Annotated in this window: 20 protein-coding genes; 16 read left to right on the top strand and 4 right to left on the bottom strand. The window is 48.2% G+C overall.

Annotation, left to right across the window (positions count from 1 at the left end; translation table 11 throughout):
- The 4 genes from ilvN to leuB all read left to right on the top strand — a co-directional run bounded on the left by ilvN (window position 1) and on the right by leuB (window position 4,358).
- Window positions 1-507, top strand: coding sequence for an acetolactate synthase small subunit (gene ilvN, locus AB1L17_RS17085; protein WP_412845719.1), 507 nt, complete (start codon window positions 1-3; stop codon window positions 505-507).
- Between the two features lie 58 nt (window positions 508-565).
- Window positions 566-1,588 (top strand): ketol-acid reductoisomerase, encoded by a 1,023-nt coding sequence (ilvC, locus tag AB1L17_RS17080; protein WP_412845720.1) that lies wholly within the window; start codon window positions 566-568, stop codon window positions 1,586-1,588.
- A 56-nt stretch (window positions 1,589-1,644) separates the two neighbouring features.
- Window positions 1,645-3,183: a 2-isopropylmalate synthase gene (locus AB1L17_RS17075; RefSeq protein WP_412845721.1), complete on the top strand. Its 1,539-nt coding sequence runs from the start codon at window positions 1,645-1,647 to the stop codon at window positions 3,181-3,183.
- An 80-nt stretch (window positions 3,184-3,263) separates the two neighbouring features.
- Window positions 3,264-4,358 (top strand): 3-isopropylmalate dehydrogenase, encoded by a 1,095-nt coding sequence (leuB, locus tag AB1L17_RS17070; protein WP_412845722.1) that lies wholly within the window; start codon window positions 3,264-3,266, stop codon window positions 4,356-4,358.
- A 73-nt stretch (window positions 4,359-4,431) separates the two neighbouring features.
- Here the strand turns inward: leuB and AB1L17_RS17065 are convergent, their stop codons facing one another.
- Window positions 4,432-5,778, bottom strand: coding sequence for a TrkH family potassium uptake protein (locus AB1L17_RS17065; RefSeq protein ID WP_412845723.1), 1,347 nt, complete (start codon window positions 5,776-5,778; stop codon window positions 4,432-4,434).
- 86 nt (window positions 5,779-5,864) lie between these two features.
- On the bottom strand, window positions 5,865-7,307 hold the full coding sequence (locus tag AB1L17_RS17060; protein ID WP_412845724.1) for an aminotransferase-like domain-containing protein: 1,443 nt from the start codon (window positions 7,305-7,307) through the stop codon (window positions 5,865-5,867).
- A 171-nt stretch (window positions 7,308-7,478) separates the two neighbouring features.
- On the opposite strand from AB1L17_RS17060, the gene AB1L17_RS17055 reads away from it, so the two are divergent.
- The 10 genes from AB1L17_RS17055 (at window position 7,479) to AB1L17_RS17010 (ending at window position 18,287) form a co-directional block, all read left to right on the top strand.
- Window positions 7,479-7,985: a MogA/MoaB family molybdenum cofactor biosynthesis protein gene (locus tag AB1L17_RS17055; protein ID WP_412845725.1), complete on the top strand. Its 507-nt coding sequence runs from the start codon at window positions 7,479-7,481 to the stop codon at window positions 7,983-7,985.
- A gap of 130 nt (window positions 7,986-8,115) precedes the next feature.
- Entirely contained in the window at window positions 8,116-9,894 is a 1,779-nt protein-coding gene (locus AB1L17_RS17050) for a B12-binding domain-containing radical SAM protein (RefSeq protein ID WP_412845726.1), read from the top strand.
- 47 nt (window positions 9,895-9,941) lie between these two features.
- Window positions 9,942-10,610: a DNA alkylation repair protein gene (locus tag AB1L17_RS17045; RefSeq protein WP_412845727.1), complete on the top strand. Its 669-nt coding sequence runs from the start codon at window positions 9,942-9,944 to the stop codon at window positions 10,608-10,610.
- 173 nt (window positions 10,611-10,783) lie between these two features.
- Complete coding sequence (locus AB1L17_RS17040) at window positions 10,784-11,401, top strand: DedA family protein (RefSeq protein WP_412845728.1); 618 nt, start codon at window positions 10,784-10,786, stop codon at window positions 11,399-11,401.
- 3 nt (window positions 11,402-11,404) lie between these two features.
- Entirely contained in the window at window positions 11,405-11,788 is a 384-nt protein-coding gene (locus AB1L17_RS17035; protein ID WP_412845729.1) for a DUF1294 domain-containing protein, read from the top strand.
- 98 nt (window positions 11,789-11,886) lie between these two features.
- The gene (kynU, locus tag AB1L17_RS17030; protein ID WP_412845730.1) at window positions 11,887-13,167 is read left to right on the top strand and encodes a kynureninase; all 1,281 of its coding nucleotides are present in this window, start codon (window positions 11,887-11,889) and stop codon (window positions 13,165-13,167) included.
- 136 nt (window positions 13,168-13,303) lie between these two features.
- Complete coding sequence (locus tag AB1L17_RS17025) at window positions 13,304-14,842, top strand: spore germination protein (protein ID WP_412845731.1); 1,539 nt, start codon at window positions 13,304-13,306, stop codon at window positions 14,840-14,842.
- Window positions 14,839-15,999: a GerAB/ArcD/ProY family transporter gene (locus AB1L17_RS17020; protein ID WP_412845732.1), complete on the top strand. Its 1,161-nt coding sequence runs from the start codon at window positions 14,839-14,841 to the stop codon at window positions 15,997-15,999. The genes AB1L17_RS17025 and AB1L17_RS17020 overlap by 4 nt, the downstream gene beginning before the upstream one ends.
- Window positions 15,992-17,128 carry a Ger(x)C family spore germination protein gene (locus AB1L17_RS17015; protein WP_412845733.1) on the top strand — a complete coding sequence of 379 codons (1,137 nt, stop codon included), beginning with the start codon at window positions 15,992-15,994 and terminating at the stop codon, window positions 17,126-17,128. Before AB1L17_RS17020 ends, AB1L17_RS17015 begins: the two co-directional genes overlap by 8 nt.
- 13 nt (window positions 17,129-17,141) lie before the next feature.
- The gene (locus AB1L17_RS17010) at window positions 17,142-18,287 is read left to right on the top strand and encodes a GerAB/ArcD/ProY family transporter (protein ID WP_412845734.1); all 1,146 of its coding nucleotides are present in this window, start codon (window positions 17,142-17,144) and stop codon (window positions 18,285-18,287) included.
- 40 nt (window positions 18,288-18,327) lie between these two features.
- On the opposite strand, the gene sspI is transcribed toward AB1L17_RS17010, so the two are convergent.
- Window positions 18,328-18,564, bottom strand: coding sequence for a small acid-soluble spore protein SspI (gene sspI, locus AB1L17_RS17005; RefSeq protein ID WP_412845735.1), 237 nt, complete (start codon window positions 18,562-18,564; stop codon window positions 18,328-18,330).
- Window positions 18,565-18,916: 352 nt separating this feature from the next.
- Here sspI and AB1L17_RS17000 point away from each other — a divergent pair, with 352 nt between their 5' ends.
- Window positions 18,917-19,570 (top strand): potassium channel family protein, encoded by a 654-nt coding sequence (locus AB1L17_RS17000; protein WP_412845736.1) that lies wholly within the window; start codon window positions 18,917-18,919, stop codon window positions 19,568-19,570.
- 4 nt (window positions 19,571-19,574) lie between these two features.
- On the top strand, window positions 19,575-20,402 hold the full coding sequence (locus AB1L17_RS16995) for a TrmH family RNA methyltransferase (protein WP_412845737.1): 828 nt from the start codon (window positions 19,575-19,577) through the stop codon (window positions 20,400-20,402).
- On the opposite strand, the gene AB1L17_RS16990 is transcribed toward AB1L17_RS16995, so the two are convergent.
- Complete coding sequence (locus AB1L17_RS16990) at window positions 20,399-21,118, bottom strand: DUF2225 domain-containing protein (RefSeq protein ID WP_412845738.1); 720 nt, start codon at window positions 21,116-21,118, stop codon at window positions 20,399-20,401. The two genes, AB1L17_RS16995 and AB1L17_RS16990, sit on opposite strands and share 4 nt — an antisense overlap.
- Between the last annotated feature and the right edge of the window lie 201 nt (window positions 21,119-21,319).

The raw sequence follows: 21,319 nt of genomic DNA, 5'->3' as shown, positions 1-21,319 counted from the left end.
ATGCAGCAACATACCATTTCCGTACTCGTCAACGACCAACCAGGCGTTTTGACTCGAGTGGCGACACTGTTCGGTCAACGTGGCTTCAACATCGACAGCATTACGGTGGGGGGCACAGAAGAACAGGGCTTGTCCCGGATGATTATTACAACCGGGGGAGATGACCGCCAAATCAATCAGCTCATGAAGCAATTGCACAAGCTGATCGATGTCATCTCAGTCACGAACCTTAGCGAGAATCCTTTTGTTTCAAGGGAACTAGCACTGATTAAGGTGACGGCATCGCCCAGCCAGCTGGCAGAGCTAAACGGAATTGTCGAGCCGTTCCGCGCCGCGATCGTCGATGTGGGTCCTAGCTCACTGATCGTGCAAGTAACGGGTGACACCGAGAAGATTGATGCGCTGCTTGTACTTTTGCAAAGCTACGGTGTTCTTGAACTGACGAGAACAGGTTCAGTAGCAATGGCGCGCAGTATTGTTCCAGCAACAGCCGCAGCAACGGTTTAAATTGCAAAATTTCAGAATAAAAATTCAAACTAAACATAATTTTAGGGAGGCTACACAAATGGTAAAAATGTATTATGAAGCGGACGTAAAACAAGAGGTACTGCGTGGTAAAACAATCGCAATCATCGGTTACGGTAGCCAAGGTCATGCACAAGCACAAAACCTGCGCGAAAGCGGTTATAAAGTAGTAGTGGGTCTGCGCCCAGGTAAATCTTGGGATGTAGCAGTAAAAGACGGTTTCGAAGTACTGACTGTAGCAGAAGCTACCAAACGTGCAGATCTCATCCAAATCTTGTTGCCAGACGAGCGTCAAGCAGAAGTATACCGTTCTGATATCGCTCCAAACCTGAAATCTGGTTCTACTCTGTGCTTCTCCCATGGTTTTAACGTTCACTTTGCTCAAATCGTACCACCAGCTGACATCGATGTTATTCTGGCAGCTCCAAAAAGCCCGGGTCACCTGGTTCGCCGTGTATATCAAGAAGGCTTTGGCGTTCCTGGCCTGATTGCAATCCACCAAGACGTGACTGGCAATGCGAAAGACATCGCTCTCGCATACGCTAGCGGTATTGGTTGCACACGTGCTGGCGTAATTGAAACTAGCTTCCGTGAAGAAACCGAAACAGACCTGTTCGGTGAGCAAGCAGTATTGTGCGGTGGCGCAAGCGAGCTCGTAAAAGCTGGTTTCGATACATTGGTAGAAGCAGGATATGCTCCTGAAATGGCGTACTTCGAGTGCTTGCATGAACTGAAGCTGATCGTTGACCTGATGTATGAGGGTGGCTTGGCTCGCATGCGCTACTCCATCAGTGACACTGCAGAGTACGGTGACTACAGCATCGGTCGTCGCATCATCACTGACGAAACTCGTAAAGAAATGAAAAAAGTTCTGACTGAAATCCAAGACGGTACATTCGCTCGCAATTGGATCTTGGAAAACCAAGCTAACCGTCCTGGCTTCACATCCCGCCGCCGTCTGGAATCCGAGCATGGCATCGAGGTAGTAGGAGAGCAGCTGCGTGGCATGATGTCTTGGCTGAACAAAGAAGAGAAAAAAGAAGAAGCAAAAATCGGCCAATAATAGCCGTGTAAAAATTCTATATATAATGTAGGGAAAAATGTGGAGGTGAAAAGTTCATGCGGACCATTGAGATTTTTGATACGACACTGCGTGATGGGGAGCAGTCTCCGGGCGTCAATATTAGCACGAACGAAAAGGTGGAGATCGCCCTTCAACTCGAGAAGCTGGGCGTAAACAGAATCGAGGCGGGCTTCGCTGCTGCCTCCCCTGGTGACCAAAAGTCTGTGGCCGAAGTTGCAAAACGGGTGAAGAATGCTACCGTCGTCAGCCTGGCTCGTGCCGTCAAAGATGACATGGATAAGGCATACGAAGCGCTTCGCAACGCACAAAACGCTTCCCTCCACGTCTTTCTCGCAACATCTCCGATTCACCGTCAGTTCAAGCTGAACATGAGCAAGGAAGAAGTCCTTGCTCGGGCGGTGGAAGCGGTCACCTATGCGAAAAAGTACTTTACGGAAGTCCAGTTTTCCGCAGAAGATGCGGCTCGTACCGAGATCGACTTTTTGGCAGAGGTGGTTGAGGCTGTCATCAAGGCAGGCGCTACTACGGTCAATATTCCGGATACGGTCGGCTACATGACGCCGTATCAGTATGGAAACATTTTCCGTGAGCTGAAAACACGCGTGCCTTCTACCGATCTGATTCGCTTGAGCTGCCATTGCCACGATGACCTCGGGATGGCAGTCGCAAACAGTCTCGCTGCTGTCGAGGGCGGAGCTACTCAAGTCGAGGGCACCATTAATGGAATCGGAGAGCGCGCCGGAAATGCGGCACTGGAAGAAGTGGCACTTGCATTGGAGACGCGCAAGGATTACTACCAGGCGACGACCAAGCTGAATTTGAAGGAAATCGCACGGACCAGTCAACTGGTGAGCCGTTTGACAGGGATGATCGTTCCAGGCAATAAAGCAGTTGTGGGGGCAAACGCTTTTGCGCACGAATCCGGTATTCACCAGGACGGCGTGCTGAAGGAAGTCACCACGTACGAAATTATCCGCCCGGAATCAGTAGGCTTCAAGTCAAACAAGCTCGTTCTCGGCAAGCACTCTGGCCGCCATGCCTTCAAGGAAAAGCTGGTCGATCTGGGCTATCACCTGGAGCAAGAAGAGGTAAACGCAGCGTTTGCAGCGTTCAAAGTATTGTGCGACAAGAAGAAAGAAATCAGCGACGACGACATCCTCGCACTGGTTGACTCCAAAATGGTTCGCGGACCTGAAGCGTTCCAGCTGGAATCGATACAGCTCGCATACGGCAACATTTCCGTTCCCACAGCGAGTGTGCGACTGGTTCGTGCAGACGGATCTGTATGCGAAGAAGCCGCATGTGGAAATGGATCGGTTGATTCCATCTACAAGGCGATTGACCGCGCTACCGGTGAAGAAGTCTCCCTTGTCGATTATAAAATTCTTTCCGTTACTCACGGGCAAGATGCATTGGGTGAAGTGTTCGTCCGTCTGCAACAGGACGATCTGATCGTAACAGGTCGCGGTGTGAGCACAGATGTGTTGGAAGCGAGCGCGATTGCTTATGTACGCGCAGTCAACAAGATTATGGAGCGTCGCGGAGAACCTACGCCCGTCAGTGCAACGATATAAAGAGATAGGTCAAATGTGGATAGGATCATAGGAACCAGCAGCGTTCGGAAACCATTACGTATAGAAAAGCGGGATAAACGATGAAGAAAAACTATCGCATCGCCGTTCTTCCTGGAGACGGTATTGGACCAGAAATCATGCAGGAAGCGGTTAAAGTCCTTACACTCGTAGGGGAACATGAAGGTGTCACTTTTACATGCGAAGAAGGCCGGATCGGTGGTATCGCAATCGATACGGATGGAACACCGTTGCCAGAAGCAACCGTAACGCTGGCAAAGCAAGCAGATGCTGTGCTTTTGGGAGCCGTTGGTGGACCGAAGTGGGATCAGAATCCTGGGCATCTTCGTCCAGAAACAGGTCTGCTCGGAATTCGCAAAGCGCTTGGTTTGTTTGCGAACATTCGCCCAGCTACCATGCACAGCTCTCTGGTGGATGCTTCGTCCCTCAAGCCAGAAGTCGTTTCTGGCGTTGACTTGATTGTTGTACGTGAACTGACCGGTGGTATTTATTTCGGTGAGAAAAAACGCTACGACGGTCCAAACGGTGAAGTAGCAGAAGATCAGTGCATTTATCATGAAGCAGAAATCGAGCGAATTATCCGTGTCGGGTTTGACATTGCTCGCAAACGTCAAAAACGCCTCGTATCCGTCGATAAGGCAAACGTGCTCGAAAGCTCCCGCCTGTGGCGCAAGGTAGCAGAACGAGTAGCGGCTGATTACCCGGATGTAGAGCTGTCTCACCAGCTGGTAGACTCTTGCGCCATGCAGCTCGTTCGTGCACCGAAGCAATTTGACGTCATCGTGACGGAAAACATGTTTGGTGACATCTTGAGCGATCAAGCAGCGATGCTGACTGGCTCAATTGGGATGCTGTCTTCGGCGAGTCTGGCAGCAGGCAGCTTTGGACTGTACGAACCGGTACATGGTTCTGCTCCTGACATTGCCGGAAAAGGCATTGCCAATCCATTGGCGACCATTCTGTCTGTAGCGATGATGCTTCGTCTCTCGCTCGGTATGGATGAAGCGGCAGCAGCAGTTGAAAACGCAGTATGGTCTGTACTGGAAGCAGGTCACCGCACAGGTGATATCGCTACAGACCGGAGCAAAGCAATCGGTACAGTCGAGATGGGGCAGCTGGTTCGCGATGCGCTGTCCAAACAGTGGCAAACGCAATAAAATCATACACAAAACGAAACCCTGCCAAAGTCCTTCGGGTGCTCTGGCAGGGTTTTTTCCTATTGTATATGGCTTATCCGATGGTGATCTTCCCTTTCGGATAACGAAAATATTCTTTTTGTTTGCGCTGTGCGAGGGCAAATGCAATCGTGAGAGGTCCTACCCGACCGGCAAACATCGTGATAACGATCAACGTCTTCCCGATGGGAGTCAGATTAGGTGTCAGCCCCATCGATAGTCCAGTCGTAGCAAAAGCAGAAGTGACCTCGAACAGAATCATCTCAAATCGCGCACTTGTCTCTGTAATGGAGAGAATCATCGTCATGAAAAGTACAATGGACAGGGCGATCATAGTCAGCGTCAGTGATTTGTACACCATGTGTGGCAAGATGCGTTGACGGAAGAAGATGACATCTTCTTTTCCTTTCACTTGGGCGATAACAGCACCAATCAGTGTGGCAAATGTCGTCGTCTTGATCCCGCCTCCCGTCGAACCAGGAGAAGCACCGATGAACATCAGGATAATAATGAGGAAAAGGGACGATTGATACATATCACCGATACTTAACGTATTGGACCCTGCCGTACGTGCTGTGACTGACTGATAAAGCGAGCCAAGTACTTTGCCCATCATAGACAGAGGCTGCAAGGTCTTCGGATTCGTATACTCCAAAATAAAGATCAGAGCAGTTCCTGCCACAATTAATATTCCAGTAGTAGACAAAACGACCTTCGTATGAAGAGAGAGCCGACGGGTCTGACGGAAATCGTACAGCTCACTGACAACCATGAACCCAATCCCGCCAAGGATGATCAACAGGCAGACGACAAGCGTGACGACCGGGTCATCGACATAGGCTGTCAAGCTGGCGAATTCACCCATTAAGTCAAAGCCAGCGTTATTAAAGTTAGAAATCGCATGAAAAAAGCCGAAGTAGATCGCCTTTGGCAGTGGGAAATCAAAGGCAAAACGAATGGAGAGAATCACACCGCCGATGCCCTCAGCCAAAGCCGTAAAGATCAGGATCATTTTGGCCAAACGGACGATACCTTCCATCGACATCTGATTCAGGGATTCTTGCAGGATGAGTCGCTCGCGCAAGGAGATTTTCTTGCGCATGATCAGTGCGAAAAAGGTAGCGAGTGTCATAAAGCCAAGTCCACCAATCTGGATGAGCGACAAAATGACGAGCTGACCAAAGGTTGTAAAGGTCGTACCGGTATCGACGACAACCAAGCCTGTTACACACGTAGCAGAGGTAGCCGTAAACAGAGCATCCAGCCAATGAAGTCCAAGCCCATCCACCGTAGCGATGGGAAGTGTCAAAAGCAGCGCTCCCAAGAAGATAATCAAGGCAAAACCAAGAACAAGCGTTTTTGGTGGATCAAGGCGAAGCTTTTCTACGATTTTTTTAATCATAGTAGGTTATACCTCGGCTTTTTTTCAGGTCTAATGTACGGAAGCAGGGAAATCCATCTCTTAGTATGGCATTTCCTTTGGAAAAATTACCGCAGAAGAGCGGCACCTAATCGGTGAAGCCAATGCTTTAACTCTCTTTCCTCCAGTGGAGCCAGTGGGAAGCGAACAGCAGGGCAGCGTTGGATGTCGGCAGGCTCATCTGCCACACGAAAAGCATGGCCACCTGTCAGCTCAAGACCTTCCTCGCGCAGGATCGCGACGACTCTCTCTTCCTGCTCGGTTGCTCTAGCGGTTGGCGAGCCCCATTTAATCCACGTATTTAAGCCGCCTGTGATTGGGTACATTCGTGCGTGATCAGGAAGTGCCTGGCGTTTTTCCTGCCACAGTCGCAGGAAGCGGGCCTGGAACAGGGCACGTCGATCCGCCAAAAACTCTTCGTAAAACCATGGATCATCGAGGAGTCGAACGGCTGCCTCTACGACGAGCAGGGAGGGCTCCGCTCCGGTCATGGAAACAAGCTGGCTGTAGCGCTCCAACTCATCATCCGATAAATGAGAAGGAAGCATCAACAGGCCCAATTGCAGATCGCGAGCCAGTGTCTTGGACAAAGAATGCAAATAGTAGACCTCGACATGGCTTTTTGACTGTGCAGCCATATGGTACAGCGGAATACTCGGCTCTTCAAACCAGAGATCGCCATAATGATCGTTTTCCACAAGACGTACATTATGATTCTGGGCCCATTCGAGCAGCTCTTCCTTACGTTTCAACGAATAGCTGATGCCCGTAGGGAATTGATAATGCGGGTTAATTAACAGCCAATTGGCAGGATAATGCTCTTGCTCTTCATTGAGGGCTTGAATACATACGCCTTCTTCATCCATGCGAATCGGGCGAACCGTAATACCGCACTGGCTCAGCAGGCGCAGGAATACGGGATAGCTGTACTCCTCCACATAGACGACATCACGCGCAGTCATGACGCGCTGTGCGAGAAAGGCGAAGCCGCTCGTGCTTCTGTTAAAAAGCAGCAGGCGTTCAGGAGAGTGGGGCAGTCCTCTGCGGCTGAGATGATCAGCGAATACCTTGGCCGCTTGCGTTCGCATGATTTTCTTTTTCGCTGACGGTTCGTCCAATACTGTCAGGCTCTCATAAAAAGCTCCGCGCAAACGTTTGACCAGCTCTTCGCTCGGGCGAGGAGAGGAGTCAGCCAGCGAAGCGATCGGGATATCGGTCAGAGGGAGACGATTTTCCAAACGGGCTTCTTTTGCCAGCTGCGTCAAGTAATAGCCTTTACCATGAACAGCTTCGAGCCAGCCCTCCAATGCGAGGTGATCGTATGCTTTTTTGACTGTCTCCAGAGAGCAGCCGCTTATCGTTTTCATATCACGCAGCGATATTAATTGCTGCCCATCTACGAGAAAGGCACCGCGCAGAATCGCCGTTTTTAATTGATCAGCGAGTTGTACATATATCGGTGTGTGCGATTGTTTGTGGAAATGAAAAGAGAAAAAAGGGCGCTCTGGCATTCGCGCACGCCTCCTGTCTGTTGAAAATAGCAGTCATCAGCATTATATAGGAAAGGGAAGCATCTAGGGTATAGGAAGTAAAGAAATTGTTGCAGGGACGATGGGGGTATTGGATACCTGAACATGGTATCATGAGAGAAGATATATAAGAAGGAAATGAGGTAATTACGGATGAGTACACAGGAACACAAGGCGCTTTCGCCCAAGCAAGTAACGTGCATGGTCATTACCGTTTCCGATACGCGGACAGAGGATACAGATAAAAGCGGACAGTTAATGAAGCAGCTGCTGACTGATGCCGGTCACAGCGTTGCCCTTTATCAAATCGTAAAGGACGAGCCTGTACAGGTCATAGAGGCGATTGAAGCGGGAGTGGTACATGAAGACGTCCAAGTCATTCTCCTTAATGGCGGAACCGGCATCTCGCCAAGAGACAATACCTTCGAGGCTGTTTCCGGCTTGCTCGACAAGGAAATGCCGGGATTTGGAGAGCTGTTTCGGATGTTGAGCTTCACAGAAGACATCGGCTCAGCGGCAATGCTTAGTCGTGCGATTGCAGGAACGCGCCAAGGAAAAATGATTTTTTCCACGCCGGGATCGACAGGAGCCGTGCGTTTGGCGATGAATCGATTGATCGTGCCTGAGCTCGGCCACGTGGTGCGCGAATTAAACCGTTAAACATCCATAGGATTTGCCGTTACTAGTCTCGTATGGTACTGTTACGAAAGGAATAAGATCGGTCAGACCTTGAACCATCGTTAAAGATGGTTTTTTGGTGCCGAAATTTGCAAGGAGAGTAGACCCATCTATGAAGATTTTACTATCGACTTTAAACGCCAAGTTTATTCACTCCTCACTTGCTTTGCGCTATTTGCGAAGCTATGCGCAGGAAGCATTTCCTTCCATCGAGCTGGTGGAGTATACCATTAACGATGTGACATTAAATATAGTAGCGGACATACACAAACGCAGGCCCGATGTCGTTGCGTTTTCCTGTTATATCTGGAATATTCGTGAGACACTCAGTGTCATTCGCACGTTGAAAAAAATATGCCCGGATGTGCCGGTTATCCTCGGGGGTCCTGAGGTCACCTATGATGCTGACGAATGGATGAAGAAGCACCCTGAGATTGATGTCATCTGCATTGGTGAAGGGGAGCAAACGTTTCTGGAGCTGTTGCAGGTGTACCAGGAATCCCTGCAAACGAAGCAGCCTCCACGCCTGCGTGATGTAGCAGGAATCGCGTATCGCGAAGAAGAGTACGTGCGTTTTTCCATGCCGCGTGCACAAATTGAAGAGATGGACAGCATTCCGTCCCCATACATGGATCATCTGGACGAGCTGAACAACCGCGTCGTCTATTTTGAGGCATCCCGAGGCTGCCCGTTCAAATGCCAATACTGTTTGTCTTCGATTGAAGATGGGGTACGCTATTTCAGTCTGGAACGGGTAAAAGATGAGCTCATGCGCTTGATCAACCACGGGGTCAAAACGATCAAGTTCGTAGATCGAACGTTTAACATCAATAAGAAATATGCGCTGGAAATCTTTCAATTTTTGATCGACAACCACAATGGAACGATCTTTCAATTTGAAATCACGGCAGACATTTTGCGAGCGGATGTACTCGACTTCTTGACCGAGAACGCACCGCCAGGCATTTTCCGCTTTGAAATTGGCGTTCAGTCAACGAATGACGAGACAAACCGCCTTGTTCAGCGAATTCAACGCTTCGATCGTCTCTCGCGTACGGTAACGCAGATCAAGGAATCGAAAAAAATCGATCAACATCTGGACTTGATCGCTGGTTTGCCAGAGGAAGATTATGCATCGTTCCGCAAAACATTCAATGATGTGTTTGGGCTGCGTCCGGAAGAGCTTCAGCTCGGCTTTTTGAAAATGCTTCGCGGGACAGGGGTTCGAGCACGTGCCGCCAATCACGGCTATGTGTATATGGATGAAGCTCCTTACGAAATTTTGGGTAACAACGTTCTTTCTTTTGATGACATGCAAAAAATCAAGCGTGTAGAAGACATTTTGGAAAAATATTGGAATGCTCACCGCATGGATTTTACATTGGAATGGCTGCTGGCGAATCAGTTTGAAACGGCGTTTGACTTCTTCCAGGAGTTCGGAAATTACTGGGAAAATCAGGGCTGGAGCCGTATCGGTCATCAATTAGAGGATTTGTTCATGCGTTTGCAGAAGTTTTTGCAATTCCAGCAAGTGGAAGGGATGGACCATGTCCTCAGTATGATGAAGTTCGATTTCCTGCGGAACCAGAAGCATCGCCCGCGCAAGCTGTGGTGGGAGGATGTTATGGACAAGGAGCAGATGCAGCAGACGTTCGCTGTTATATCCGAACAGCGTGAGCGACTCCGCGAAGATTTTGCTACCCATGCTGCAGTGGAAAAAGATTATTTCAAACACACGCTGGCTGCTAATGTGACATTTGATATCGAGAAATGGCTGGAGACAGGTGAGCTTGTAGAGGGAGATTTTACACTGGTCGTGTATTATCCGTACAAAGATGAGGAGCAAAACGCCTTTGCTGTCGTCAAGCAGGACGTCCAGGCAGCAGGCTAGTAGGCTAATTGATCGAGACAATACACGAGAGGGGGGAGGAGATGCTGATGAAGCCAAACGAGTATACCGAGGCTGTCAAGGATCTGTTGCGCGCACATGGTGATCCGAATGCGGCTGTTCCAATGGAGCAGTACATGAAAAATCATTTTCCTTTTCTGGGGATCAAGTCACCACAGCGCAAAGAACTGACCAAGCAAATCTTTCGGGACTATGGTGTACCTGCCGATTGGGAGCAGGTCGCTCGTTCATTGTGGGCTCTGCCAGAACGGGAGTACCAGTATGTCGCGCTTGACGTACTGGAGAAGTCCAAAAAGCGTCTCTCCCCAGACCATCTCGCGCTTGTCGTCGAATTCATCACGACAAAATCGTGGTGGGATACCGTGGATTATTTGGCTTCGCATGCAATAGGCAGGATATTTGGCTTGCATCCTGAACTGATTGAACCGAATACGACTGCCTGGATGGAAGGAAATAACATGTGGCTGCAACGAACGGCCCTTTTATTTCAGCTGTCGTACAAGGACAAAACAGATCAGAAGCTTCTCTTTTCCTTGATTGGAAGATGTGCGGAATCCAAAGAGTTTTTTATTCAGAAAGCAATTGGCTGGGCATTGAGAGAGTATGCCAAAACGAATCCCGCCGCCGTACGTGAATTTGTAGAAGCGACTACACTCGCGAGCCTCTCCAGACGCGAAGCGCTCAAGCATCTTTCGTGATGGAGTTGTCTGTTATATGTTTGCTTGATAAAATGCTTACATCTATTGCAAAATAAACAAGTACCTTTTTTGCTGTTCATTCGTAATAAATAGAGTCAGATATTGTGCGAAGCCATAGCTGCTAGTATGTCAAGAATTTGCCGCACTGTGGCGAAGATAGGGGATTTTGCCTCATGGAAGTCGACCTGCTGATGTCAATCATAGAGCAATACGGCTATGTAGCGATTTTTTTCCTGCTTTGGCTGGGGATTGTAGGTTTGCCGATTCCGGATGAGCTGGTTGTCGCTACAGGAGGATTTCTTGCCTCCATCGGCGTGTTAAACCCATGGTATTCTTTTTTGGCAGGATATTTAGGGGTTGCCTCCGGATTGACGATTGGCTTTTTACTAGGAAAGTACTTTGGGAAACCAATCTTGCAATGGTTGTGCAAAACCGAAAAGATGAGAAACGCAGTGAATCGATCAACGGGCATGCTGGAGAAGTACGGTACTGCTGCTCTTTGCATCAGCTACTTGTTTCCGGTGGTTCGACATGTCGTACCTTATTTGGTCGGATTGGGCGGTATGACATTCCGTCGTTACGCGTTGCTCTCTTATCCCATCGGATTGGTTTGGACCATTGGGTTCTACTTTCTCGGCTATGTATTCGGTAATAATGTCGAAGCGATTATCGAAGTCATCCGCAAGTACGGCTTCTACGCTTTGCTGGTAATCGTCGCTGGTATCGGTGTGGTTTTCTTCGTACGCAAGCTGTTCATGGGGAATCGGGCATATCGGGCAAAAGGAGAGTAAGGCATGTACCATCAACAATTAGCTGCCCATCGCCGCAATATGGTGATTGTGCTGATGATAAGCTGGGCGCTGCTCTTGGCAGGATACTTTTACTTCAATGTCTGGGTGCTGGCGGCTGGAGCTTTACTGCTGAATGGCTATGCTTATTTCCTGATGCAGACAGACAAGCGTCTTTCCAAAGAAAAAGGCTTTCGGGTTCCGGAACTGAGCCTTTTATTGGTTGCATTTCTTGGAGGAGGGATCGGTGCGCTTGAGGGCATGCTTATTCAACGGCATAAGACGAAGCATGTCGCTTTTCTCATCCTGGTTCCGCTATTCTGCATCGCGCAAATATTGTTAGTCATTTGGTTAGCTCAGTTATTCTTGGATAAGAATCTCGTGTCGTAGACGGCACGGGATTTTTCTTTTGGAAATGTCATTTTCTTGTTTGAAAATTCAGCCTATAATAGGGGTGTATAACGACAGAACAAGCCAAGGAGGTAACGATGTCTCAAGCAAGCCCCCTTACCAAAAGCTACGCACAGCAATTGGATGCACAGGACGAATTGGCGAGCTATCGCGATGAGTTTTATTTGCTTCCAAGTATGTATTTGGATGGAAACTCGCTTGGCCTGATGTCAAAGAGAGCGGAAAAAAGCGTCATGGACATAATGCAGTCATGGAAAGAGCTTGGTGTTGAAGGCTGGACAACAGGCAATCATCCGTGGTTTTTCTTCTCGGAGAAATTAGGAGAGATGAGCGCAGCACTTGTCGGAGCCAGTCCAGAAGAAGTGATTGTAACCGGGTCAACGACAATCAACCTGCATCAGTTGGCAGCTACCTTCTATCATCCGGCTGGAAAGAGAACGAAGATTATTGCGACCGAGTTGGATTTCCCTACCGACATATACGCACTTCAGAGTCAAATCAAGCTGCATGGTCTGGACCCGCAAGAGCATTTGATCCGTGTAGCTGCAAGAGATGGTTGCTTGATCGAGGAAGAGGACATAATTAAGGCGATGACGGAAGAAGTGGCACTGGTGGTTCTTCCGACTGTACTTTATCGCAGCGGTCAGCTGCTAGATATCGAACGGTTGACCGAAGCCGCACATGAGAGAGGAATTCTCATCGGTTTTGACGGATGTCATTCCGTAGGAGCCATTCCGCACTACTTCAGCAAGTGGGACGTGGACTTTGCTTATTGGTGCAACTACAAATACGTAAATGCAGGGCCGGGAAGTGTGGGCAGCTTGTATGTCAACCGGAAGCATTTTGGTACCGTTCCGGGACTGGCAGGATGGTTCAGTTCAAAAAAGGATAAGCAATTTGACATGGACCATACCCTTGAGGCAAGCGAAAATGCAGGCGCTTACCAGATAGGCACCCCACATATGCTGAGTCTCGCTCCGCTGTATGGATCTTTAGAAATGTTCGGGGAGGTGTCCGTGGAAAAGCTCCGTGCAAAGTCGCTGAACTTGACTCGGTTCATGATGGATTTGATCGAGGTAGAGCTTGCTGATATGGGATTTACGATCGCGAATCCTATGCAAGATGATCGCCGTGGCGGACATGTTAGCCTTGAGCACGATGAGGCCATCCGCATTTGCAAGGCTTTGAAGGAAGCAGGCATTATTCCTGACTTCCGTGCTCCAAACATTATTCGTTTGGCTCCCGTTGCATTCTACACGACATATACAGAAGTTTGGGAAAGTATCCACATCCTAAAAACGATCATGCAAGAGAAGAGCTACGAAAAATTTGAAAACAAGCGCGAGGTAGTTGCCTGACAGGTCCGACTTTGGTTGGACCTGTTTTTCTTTTAGAGGTTGTTCAAACACGTACTTGTGCGGATTTCCTTTCCATTATTGGACACACTATCCGTACCTGTAGGCAGGCTACATTCCATAGATAAGGGGGAGCAGGGTGAGCCAGTTTTTTCAAGCATGGCAAAAAAGAAAAGAAGCCCTCCAGTCAAAGGCGTTGGAGCAGTACGCCGACAAGAGTATGGAAAGCGTCGAGGATATCGCCCTCAGTACTAATGTGGAAGAGAACATCCAATTGATTGAAGCTCAGTTTGGAACGTGTGACGATCTCGTCGTTCGTCGTTTTCAAACAAAGTCTGGAGCTAGTGCGGCAATCATTTTTATCGATGGCATGGTCGATCGCAATGTCATCAGTGATTTTATTATTCGGTATATGACGACACCGGATATCACTTATGATGATCCGGCGACGAATGAGCTGGATGTAACGGATAAACTCAAGCAGGTCATCCGAAATATTTTGTCTGGATGTGCAGTGCTGATCATCGAGGGATGTCCAAACGCGTACTTGAACAACACGAGAGGGTGGGATAGGCGAGGGGTGGAAGAGCCTCAGACAGAGTCTGTAGTGCGAGGGCCGCGCGATGGATTTAGTGAGACGTTGTGTGTGAATTCAGCACTGATCCGCTTCCGCTTGAAAGACCCGAATCTCAGAGTGCGTCATCTGGTTGTAGGAGAACGAACACAGACTGACATCTATGTCATGTACATCGACGGCATTGCGTATCCCCCGATGGTGGAGGAAGTGATAGCGCGAATAGAGAGCCTACATATGGATTCTGTGTTGGAGAGCGGCTATATCGAGCAAATGATTCAGGATCGCAGATGGTCCCCATTCCCGCAGATTCAAAATACGGAGCGTCCTGACAAAGTAGTAGCCAATCTGCTGGAAGGGAAAGTAGGCATTCTGGTAGATGGTACACCGTTTGGTATGATTGCTCCGGCTGTATTTTCACAGTTTTATCAGAGTCCCGAGGATTATTACGAGCGATTTTATATCTCGACCTTGATCCGACTGATTCGGATTATCAGTATCAGTATCGCCTTGCTGCTCCCGTCTCTCTATATTGCCTTTAGCTCGTTCCATCCAGAGATGATCCCTTCTCGACTGGTCATTGCAATGGCGGCAGGAAGATCTACTGTCCCATTCCCTTCGTTAGTCGAAGCATTGTTTATGGAGTTGGCTATTGAGATATTGCGCGAAGCAAGTGTGAGGCTGCCGGGGCCAATAGGTCCTACGATCGGGATCGTTGGAGCGCTCGTGGTCGGGGAAGCGGCGGTAACTGCCGGGCTTGTCAGTCCCGTCATGGTAATCATCGTGGCTGTGACGACGATTGGGTCATTCGCGTCGCCTAGCTACAGTGCAGCGATCGCCATTCGCATGCTCCGTTTTCCGGTTATGTTCTTGGCAGGGATGTTTGGTCTGTACGGTATTATGCTGTTTTTGATCGTTATCGTCATTCATTTGTCTTCACTGAAATCGTTTGGAGTACCCTATATGTCTCCACTTAGTCCGCTCAATCTGAATGGAATGAAGGACTTGTTCATACGGGCTCCCCATCACCTATTGAAATCGAGGCCGATGATGTTTCATGTTCAAGATAAAATCCGGATCAGAGAGGAGGATAACTCGAAATGAACAGGAGGGAGGGGCACAGCTGGCACCAGACAATATCGATGTGGCAGCAAATTTGTCTCATGACAAGTACCTTAATCGGTGTCGGCGTTTTGACCCTTCCTCGTACAACCAGCTCGAAATTATTTGAGGCAGGCTGGATCGCCCCCATGATTGGCTCAGCAGGTGCGTTTGTTTCCTTATGGTTAATTGTCAAATTAAGCAAGCGATATCCGGGTGAAACATTTATTGAATATAGTCACAAGGTATGGGGATCTATCAGACGGCCTTGGGTGGGCAAAGTATTCAGCCTCCCCTGGATTGGCATCTACCTGGTATACCTGTATTTGTCCACGGCAATCGTTTCGCGGGTATTTGGTGAAGTGGTTGTGACTTCCGTTCTTTTGCAGACTCCGTTGGAAGTTATGCTCATAACGATGTTTTTGTTGGTACTTTTTTTGTGCATGCAAGAGGTGGAAGTGGTAGCGCGAGTGAACGAGCTACTGTTTCCCTTCATTATCTTTCCGCTTCTATTCATCGCGCTTGCGTCGTTTCAAAAGGCAGAATTTGGGAATCTTCTGCCGGTCAATCATATATCGATGCGTTCGATGGTGGAGGGAGTGTACGAAGGGATCTATTCCTACTCAGGTTTTGAGATTATGTTCGTCTTTTTCGCCTTTGCCCATAAAAACACAAACAAAGAACTGGCGGGATTTTACAGTCTGTTAATTATAGCACTGCTCTACATGCTAATAGTGGTGGCTGGTATTTCGGTATTTGGATACGAAGAGTTGCAGAGGGTGACATGGCCGACGCTTGAATTGGTCAAGACGACGCAAGTGCCTGGGTTTATCTTGGAACGATTGGAGTCCGCTTTTTTGGCCGTGTGGGTTTCTGCGGTCTTTACCAGTGTAGCGAATGCGTATTACGCCGTTGTTTATTCACTGAGGCAGTTATTTCGGAAGGGAATCAGGTTTCAGAGAATCGTGGCTGCTGTCCTGTTGATCCCTTTGTACTTCTTCGCCCTCATACCCCAGAACACCAGTGAGGTATTTCAGGTTGCTTCTCTATTGGGACTGTCAAGCTTGGTCATCAATCTGCTCATCCCCGTCGTTTACTGGGTAGCGATTTTTATCCGTGACATGTTCTCCAGACGAGAGGGGCGTAATGTCGATGGGTAAGTCTCTTAGGTGTTTCGTTGTTTTGATCATATCTGCAAGTCTGTTGACGGGGTGCTGGGATCGGCGCGAACTGGAAGAACGTGCATCGGTATTGGCGATTGCCATTGATCAGGATGAATCGAATGAAAATCTGTACAAAATGACCGTCCAAATCCCGATTCCTATCAAAATAGCGGGAAGCAGCGGACAGGGAGGAGGAGGAAATGCGGATGCAGTAAAAGTTATGAGCGTGACGGGGAGAACGGTAACAGATGCTGCAAACAACTTGCAATTGCGACTCAACCAACGACTGTTCCTGGGACATACGCGTGTTCTCGCCTTGAGTGAGGAGGTCGCCAAGGAGGGTGTTCAAGACATCATGGACAGTTTTCGCCGTGAACCGCAAATCAGACGACTGTTGTGGCCGATCGTCGTAAAAGGCAAGGCGTCTTCTCTGCTGGAAATTAAGCCGCAGCTGGAGCAAATTCCAGTCGTCTTTTTGATGGGGCTGATCGAGAACGGGATGAAATTAGGGAGAATCCCCGATCAAACGTTGGGCGACTATTTCAATCAGACCTCGAATCAAACCATGGAGACGTTTCTAAATTATGTAGAAGCAAGCAAAGACGAGGTGAGCTGGAAGGGGGTTGCGGTGTTTCGGGGACACAAGATGGCAGGAAAGCTGGATAGCGTGCAGTCGTGGACATTGATCAATCTGCGAAACGAAAAACCGGGTGGAGACATTGTCATTCCGTTGCCGGATACGAAAAACGGCTATGTGAGCTTTCGTCCGCACTTTGTAAAAACAAAGTTGAGGATTCATGAACAGGATGCCTTTTCCGCTACCTATCATTGTGAGCTCCAAGGGGATATTGTCGAGCTCACAGAAGACTTGAACATTCCCGCAGAGCAATTCATCGTTCAAATGCAGGCCCTTATCAAAAAAGAAATGGAAAATCGCGCCAAAAAGCTCATGCTGCAATTACAAAAGCAGTACAATAGTGACATTTTGAAGCTGGGTCTTACACTGCGTGCGGAGCATTACCAACAATACTGGGAAACTCATGACTGGAAGAAAGATTTCAGAGATTTTCCTGTTCGCGTCAAATACACCATCAAGCTGCGTCGTCTTGGTATGGAAATGCAATAGGAGAGCGATCACTGTGGAGAATCAGCAACGAAATTTTGGTACCTGGCAACTGACAAGCATTATGATTAGTTCGATGATTGGGGTGGGGATACTCACCATTCCGCGAACGTCAACTATGATTCTTCATCAAATGGGGTGGTTGGGACCCAGTGTAGGGGCCATGATAGCATCTGTGGCAGTGGCGGCCATTGTCTATTTAGGTTACCAGTTTCCTGGTCTTACCTTAGTAGAATTTATGCCGCGGATATTTGGTGTTGCATTAGGTGGCCTCTGTGTATTTCTTTTCATTCTCTATCAGTTTTTCAATGCAGGAATAACAGCTAGAATGTTTGGGGAAGTCGTCGTGACCTCAGTATTACCGAATACCCCGCTAGAGACCATTCTTGTCACGCTGCTATTGTTGGTCGTGTTTCTTTGTTGTCATGAGATTGAAGTTGTAGCAAGGGTTAATGAGCTCTTGATACCTTTTCTGCTGTTACCGTCTCTTTTGATTCCACTTGTCTCTTTCATGAACGCAGAATGGTACAATTTAATGCCGTTTCATATTGAGTCATGGCCGAATTTATTCAAAACAGGTATGGAAACGTATACGCTTTACACCGGGTATGAGCTGTTGATGGTTTATTTTGCCTTTTCCATACCGGGTGCAAGACTTGGGGTGGCAAGCATGACAGGCATTAGCTTTGCTCTTGTCGTATATACGACTACAGTCGTCGCAGGCATAACTGTATTTGGCTATGAAGAATTGCAAAGGCTGGTCTGGCCTTCCCTTGAACTGGTCAAAGTTACACAGCGAACAGGATGGTTTTTGGAGCGTTTTGAGTCAGCTTTTCTCGCGATCTGGGTAGCTTCAGTGTTTACAACGATCGGGAATATGTTTTATGCGACGATTTTTTCACTGCGGCGCTGGCTTCGCAAAGATATTCGTTTTCAGAGAATCAGCGTGATCGTAATGATGGTGCCACTTTTTTACTTCACATTAGTACCGCAAAATATCGTGGAATTGTTTACCTTTCTAAAGTATCTGACAACCATGGGATTTTTGGTAACCATCATCGTTCCGATCTTGCTGGCAATCACCCAATTCATGCGCAATAGACTCAACAAAGGGCAAAAAGGGAACAACGAACAAGGGAGGGACATAGAGCCCCTCCCTTAGTGAATGGTGTTTTTCTCACAGTTTGTTCTAAACGATGTGGTTAGATCGGTTTATCTGCTTGCTCAGGCAAGTGCTCCGCGATGGTATTGATCATCGTCTGACGTGAGGAGGCATCGCTGTTTTGCCACAGTACTTCAAACAAAACACCCAGGCCTGGGAGTGTCTTCTCCTGACCGCTTGAAATCGCATCGCTGATGGTTTCTTCGACAGCGTTTGGGTCTGAGCCTTGCATTTTGTACATAATCGCTTGTCGTAAATTGAGTGAGGCAATGTTCATGACCGTGCTCGCACCTCTCTTGTGAGAATGAATTCAAGAAATAGTATTTGTAAACACTGATTCGTGCATACCATACTTGCGTAAAAAACGGACATGACCGTTTTGTAGGGCATGTTTTGGTTGTGCTATAATGCATGTTATTGGTAAGTTCCGTAAAGAGGTTGTTCAAAAAGTCGTCTTTTGATCACGTGGTCGTACTGAAAGCTGATTCGACATCGAAAGAGGCGCTCACCTTCAAAGTCCGGTGCTCATGTAGTTCCCTACATTCCGCTCCTCCTTCTTCAGGTTCTCGCCACTTTCTCGGTGCTGAAAAGACAACTTTTTGAACACGGACGTAAAGGAGAAGATTAACATGTCCAAGCAATTTGCCATTATCGGTATGGGACGTTTTGGTTCTAGCGTGGCGAGAACGCTGTACGAGATGGATTATGAAGTCATGGGAATAGATGAGAACGAGGAGCGTATTAACGAAAACATCCAGTACGTGACACATGCTGTAGCAGCCGACTCTACGGATGAACGGGCGTTGAAGGAAATCGGCATTCGCAATTTTGACGTGGTCGTCGTAGCTATCGGGGTCGATATTCAGGCGAGTATCCTGACTGTCTTGACCTTAAAGGACTTGGGCGTCAAAAAGATCGTGGCAAAAGCACAGAATGAGCGTCATGGGCAAGTATTGTACAAGGTGGGAGCGGACCGCGTGGTATTCCCTGAGCGTGACATGGGAGTGCGTGTCGCTCACAATCTGATCTCCTCCAACGTGCTCGACTTTATTGAACTGGCAGAGGACTATAGCGTGGCGGAGGTAGTCGTTTCGTCCAAGCTGGTCGGCCAAAACTTGAGACAGCTGGATATTCGTAAAAAATACGAGGTCAACGTCATCGCGATCAAAAGCGGGGATAAATTCAACATCGCTCCTAGTCCGGATGAAGTCATCCAGTACGGCGACGTGCTAGTGGTGATTGGCAACAACAAAGACTTGAGTGCATTTGAGGAGCGGGCATAAGTTTATGACACATGAAATCATTACTTCGGTACAAAACCCTCTGGTGAAGCGATTGCACCAGTTGCTGACACGAAAAGGGCGAGAAGAGCAAAATCGTTTTCTCGTAGAAGGGGCGCATCTTGTAGAGGAGGCGTTAAAAAGCGGGGCAGAAGTGGTCACAGTCATCTACGACCAACAGCGCGATATGGATCCGGCTTGTCAGCGCGCTTTGTCTAGTCATCCACAAGCTGTTCAGGTAATTGCTGCTACAGATACCGTACTCGCGAAGCTATCCGAAACAAAGTCGCCGCAAGGAATTGTAGCCGAAGTGAAAAAAACGACAGCCGATTGGGCACAATGGGTAGATAAGAAGCTAGCGGAGCAAAACAATTTGCTTCTTCTATTTTTAGACGAAATACAGGACCCGGGCAACCTCGGCACGATTTTGCGTACAGCAGAAGCGGCAGGAGTGGATGGTGTCGTGCTCGGTCGTGGCAGTGTCGATATTTACAATGGAAAAGTAGTACGAGCCACAATGGGGGCACTCTTCCGCATCCCGGTCTTCACCCAATCGTTGGCTGAAACGGCCAATGAGTGGAAGACAAAGGGAGGTCGAGTCTTGATCTCTTCCTTGGAACAAAACAGTGTTTCCTATGACGAGGCTGACTATTCCGGTCTCACAGCGATGGTTATCGGAAACGAAGGTAGAGGCGTCTCTAAAGAGATGTTTGCCACGGCCGATCAATTCGTTCACATCCCGCTTTACGGCGGTGCAGAGTCACTGAATGCGGCAGTAGCGGCAGGTATATTTGTATATGAAGCACAGCGCAAAAGAAAAGATCGGCACGCTTAGCCGATCTTTTGCTCACTTTTTTTCTCTTTGTACTCTTCGCGCGCGAGCTGCCATTGATCCTGCGCCATGCGAATAATGCCGCTCTCAATGGTGTGGTTGCGAAAGGCGAGTGCCTTGCCGAAATACTTGATGGCTAAATCAAACTTTTCGAGTCTGCGGTAGAGCTCACCAATCAAGTATAGCAAACGGACTTCGGTCATTTCCTTGTCGCCGCGTGTATAATCGGAATGAATATACGATTGCTCATATTCTTCCACAGCCATATCGATAAAGCGCAATTCTTCTGCGACATTTTTCTGGAATCGATACAGCCATGCGAGGCGCAAGTACAGACCTGCTTTTACAGAATGAGGCTGGTCAGTCAATTCAGCTGCGTAAATCGCCAGCTTGTAGCTGACAATGGCTTCTGGTACCTGGCGTACCTTGCCAAAATCTTTTGGCTTCCATTTCGAAGAGATTTGCTCATCCACGATTTGCTTTTGCCATGGTGCGAGCTTGTCCCGGAATTGATCTGTAAAGGCAAAGCCGCATTCAGGGCAGACATTCACAGTATATATAATGGGATTTAAGGATTGCTCTTTAAAGGTGGTATAAAAGTCACTGTCGCGATGGAGCATCGTCAACGTGCCGCTTCTGATCCTTTTGGTCGAAAAGGTCGCTTGGCAATGGCGGCAGTTGCTTGTCTTATCGTAAAGGGCGGAAACATTATCAATCATGTCAAAATCCCCTTTCGAACTGGTAACATACACTTGGAAACACTCTTCGGATATGTAACATTTGTAGAATTGAAAGTTCTCTCTTGTTGCGCTATAATTTTCCTACGTCATAATTATAACGTAAAGCGATGACGGAGACTAGTACGCAGGACCTATCTGTTTTTCAGGGAGAAGATGTCACAGACTGCGAGCATCTTTAAC

Source organism: Brevibacillus jepli (genome assembly GCF_047229145.1).
Taxonomy (GTDB): domain Bacteria; phylum Bacillota; class Bacilli; order Brevibacillales; family Brevibacillaceae; genus Brevibacillus.
Note: the sequence above shows the minus strand (reverse complement) of the source record. Positions and strands in the feature narration are given on the sequence as shown.

Coding starts and splice junctions, on each gene's coding strand:
- ilvN (WP_412845719.1), top strand. CDS start 1: ATGCAGCAACATACCATTTCCGTACTCGTCAACGACCAACCAGGCGTT.
- ilvC (WP_412845720.1), top strand. CDS start 566: ATGGTAAAAATGTATTATGAAGCGGACGTAAAACAAGAGGTACTGCGT.
- AB1L17_RS17075 (WP_412845721.1), top strand. CDS start 1,645: ATGCGGACCATTGAGATTTTTGATACGACACTGCGTGATGGGGAGCAG.
- leuB (WP_412845722.1), top strand. CDS start 3,264: ATGAAGAAAAACTATCGCATCGCCGTTCTTCCTGGAGACGGTATTGGA.
- AB1L17_RS17065 (WP_412845723.1), bottom strand. CDS start 5,778: ATGATTAAAAAAATCGTAGAAAAGCTTCGCCTTGATCCACCAAAAACG.
- AB1L17_RS17060 (WP_412845724.1), bottom strand. CDS start 7,307: ATGCCAGAGCGCCCTTTTTTCTCTTTTCATTTCCACAAACAATCGCAC.
- AB1L17_RS17055 (WP_412845725.1), top strand. CDS start 7,479: ATGAGTACACAGGAACACAAGGCGCTTTCGCCCAAGCAAGTAACGTGC.
- AB1L17_RS17050 (WP_412845726.1), top strand. CDS start 8,116: ATGAAGATTTTACTATCGACTTTAAACGCCAAGTTTATTCACTCCTCA.
- AB1L17_RS17045 (WP_412845727.1), top strand. CDS start 9,942: ATGAAGCCAAACGAGTATACCGAGGCTGTCAAGGATCTGTTGCGCGCA.
- AB1L17_RS17040 (WP_412845728.1), top strand. CDS start 10,784: ATGGAAGTCGACCTGCTGATGTCAATCATAGAGCAATACGGCTATGTA.
- AB1L17_RS17035 (WP_412845729.1), top strand. CDS start 11,405: ATGTACCATCAACAATTAGCTGCCCATCGCCGCAATATGGTGATTGTG.
- kynU (WP_412845730.1), top strand. CDS start 11,887: ATGTCTCAAGCAAGCCCCCTTACCAAAAGCTACGCACAGCAATTGGAT.
- AB1L17_RS17020 (WP_412845732.1), top strand. CDS start 14,839: ATGAACAGGAGGGAGGGGCACAGCTGGCACCAGACAATATCGATGTGG.
- AB1L17_RS17015 (WP_412845733.1), top strand. CDS start 15,992: ATGGGTAAGTCTCTTAGGTGTTTCGTTGTTTTGATCATATCTGCAAGT.
- sspI (WP_412845735.1), bottom strand. CDS start 18,564: ATGAACATTGCCTCACTCAATTTACGACAAGCGATTATGTACAAAATG.
- AB1L17_RS17000 (WP_412845736.1), top strand. CDS start 18,917: ATGTCCAAGCAATTTGCCATTATCGGTATGGGACGTTTTGGTTCTAGC.
- AB1L17_RS16995 (WP_412845737.1), top strand. CDS start 19,575: ATGACACATGAAATCATTACTTCGGTACAAAACCCTCTGGTGAAGCGA.
- AB1L17_RS16990 (WP_412845738.1), bottom strand. CDS start 21,118: ATGATTGATAATGTTTCCGCCCTTTACGATAAGACAAGCAACTGCCGC.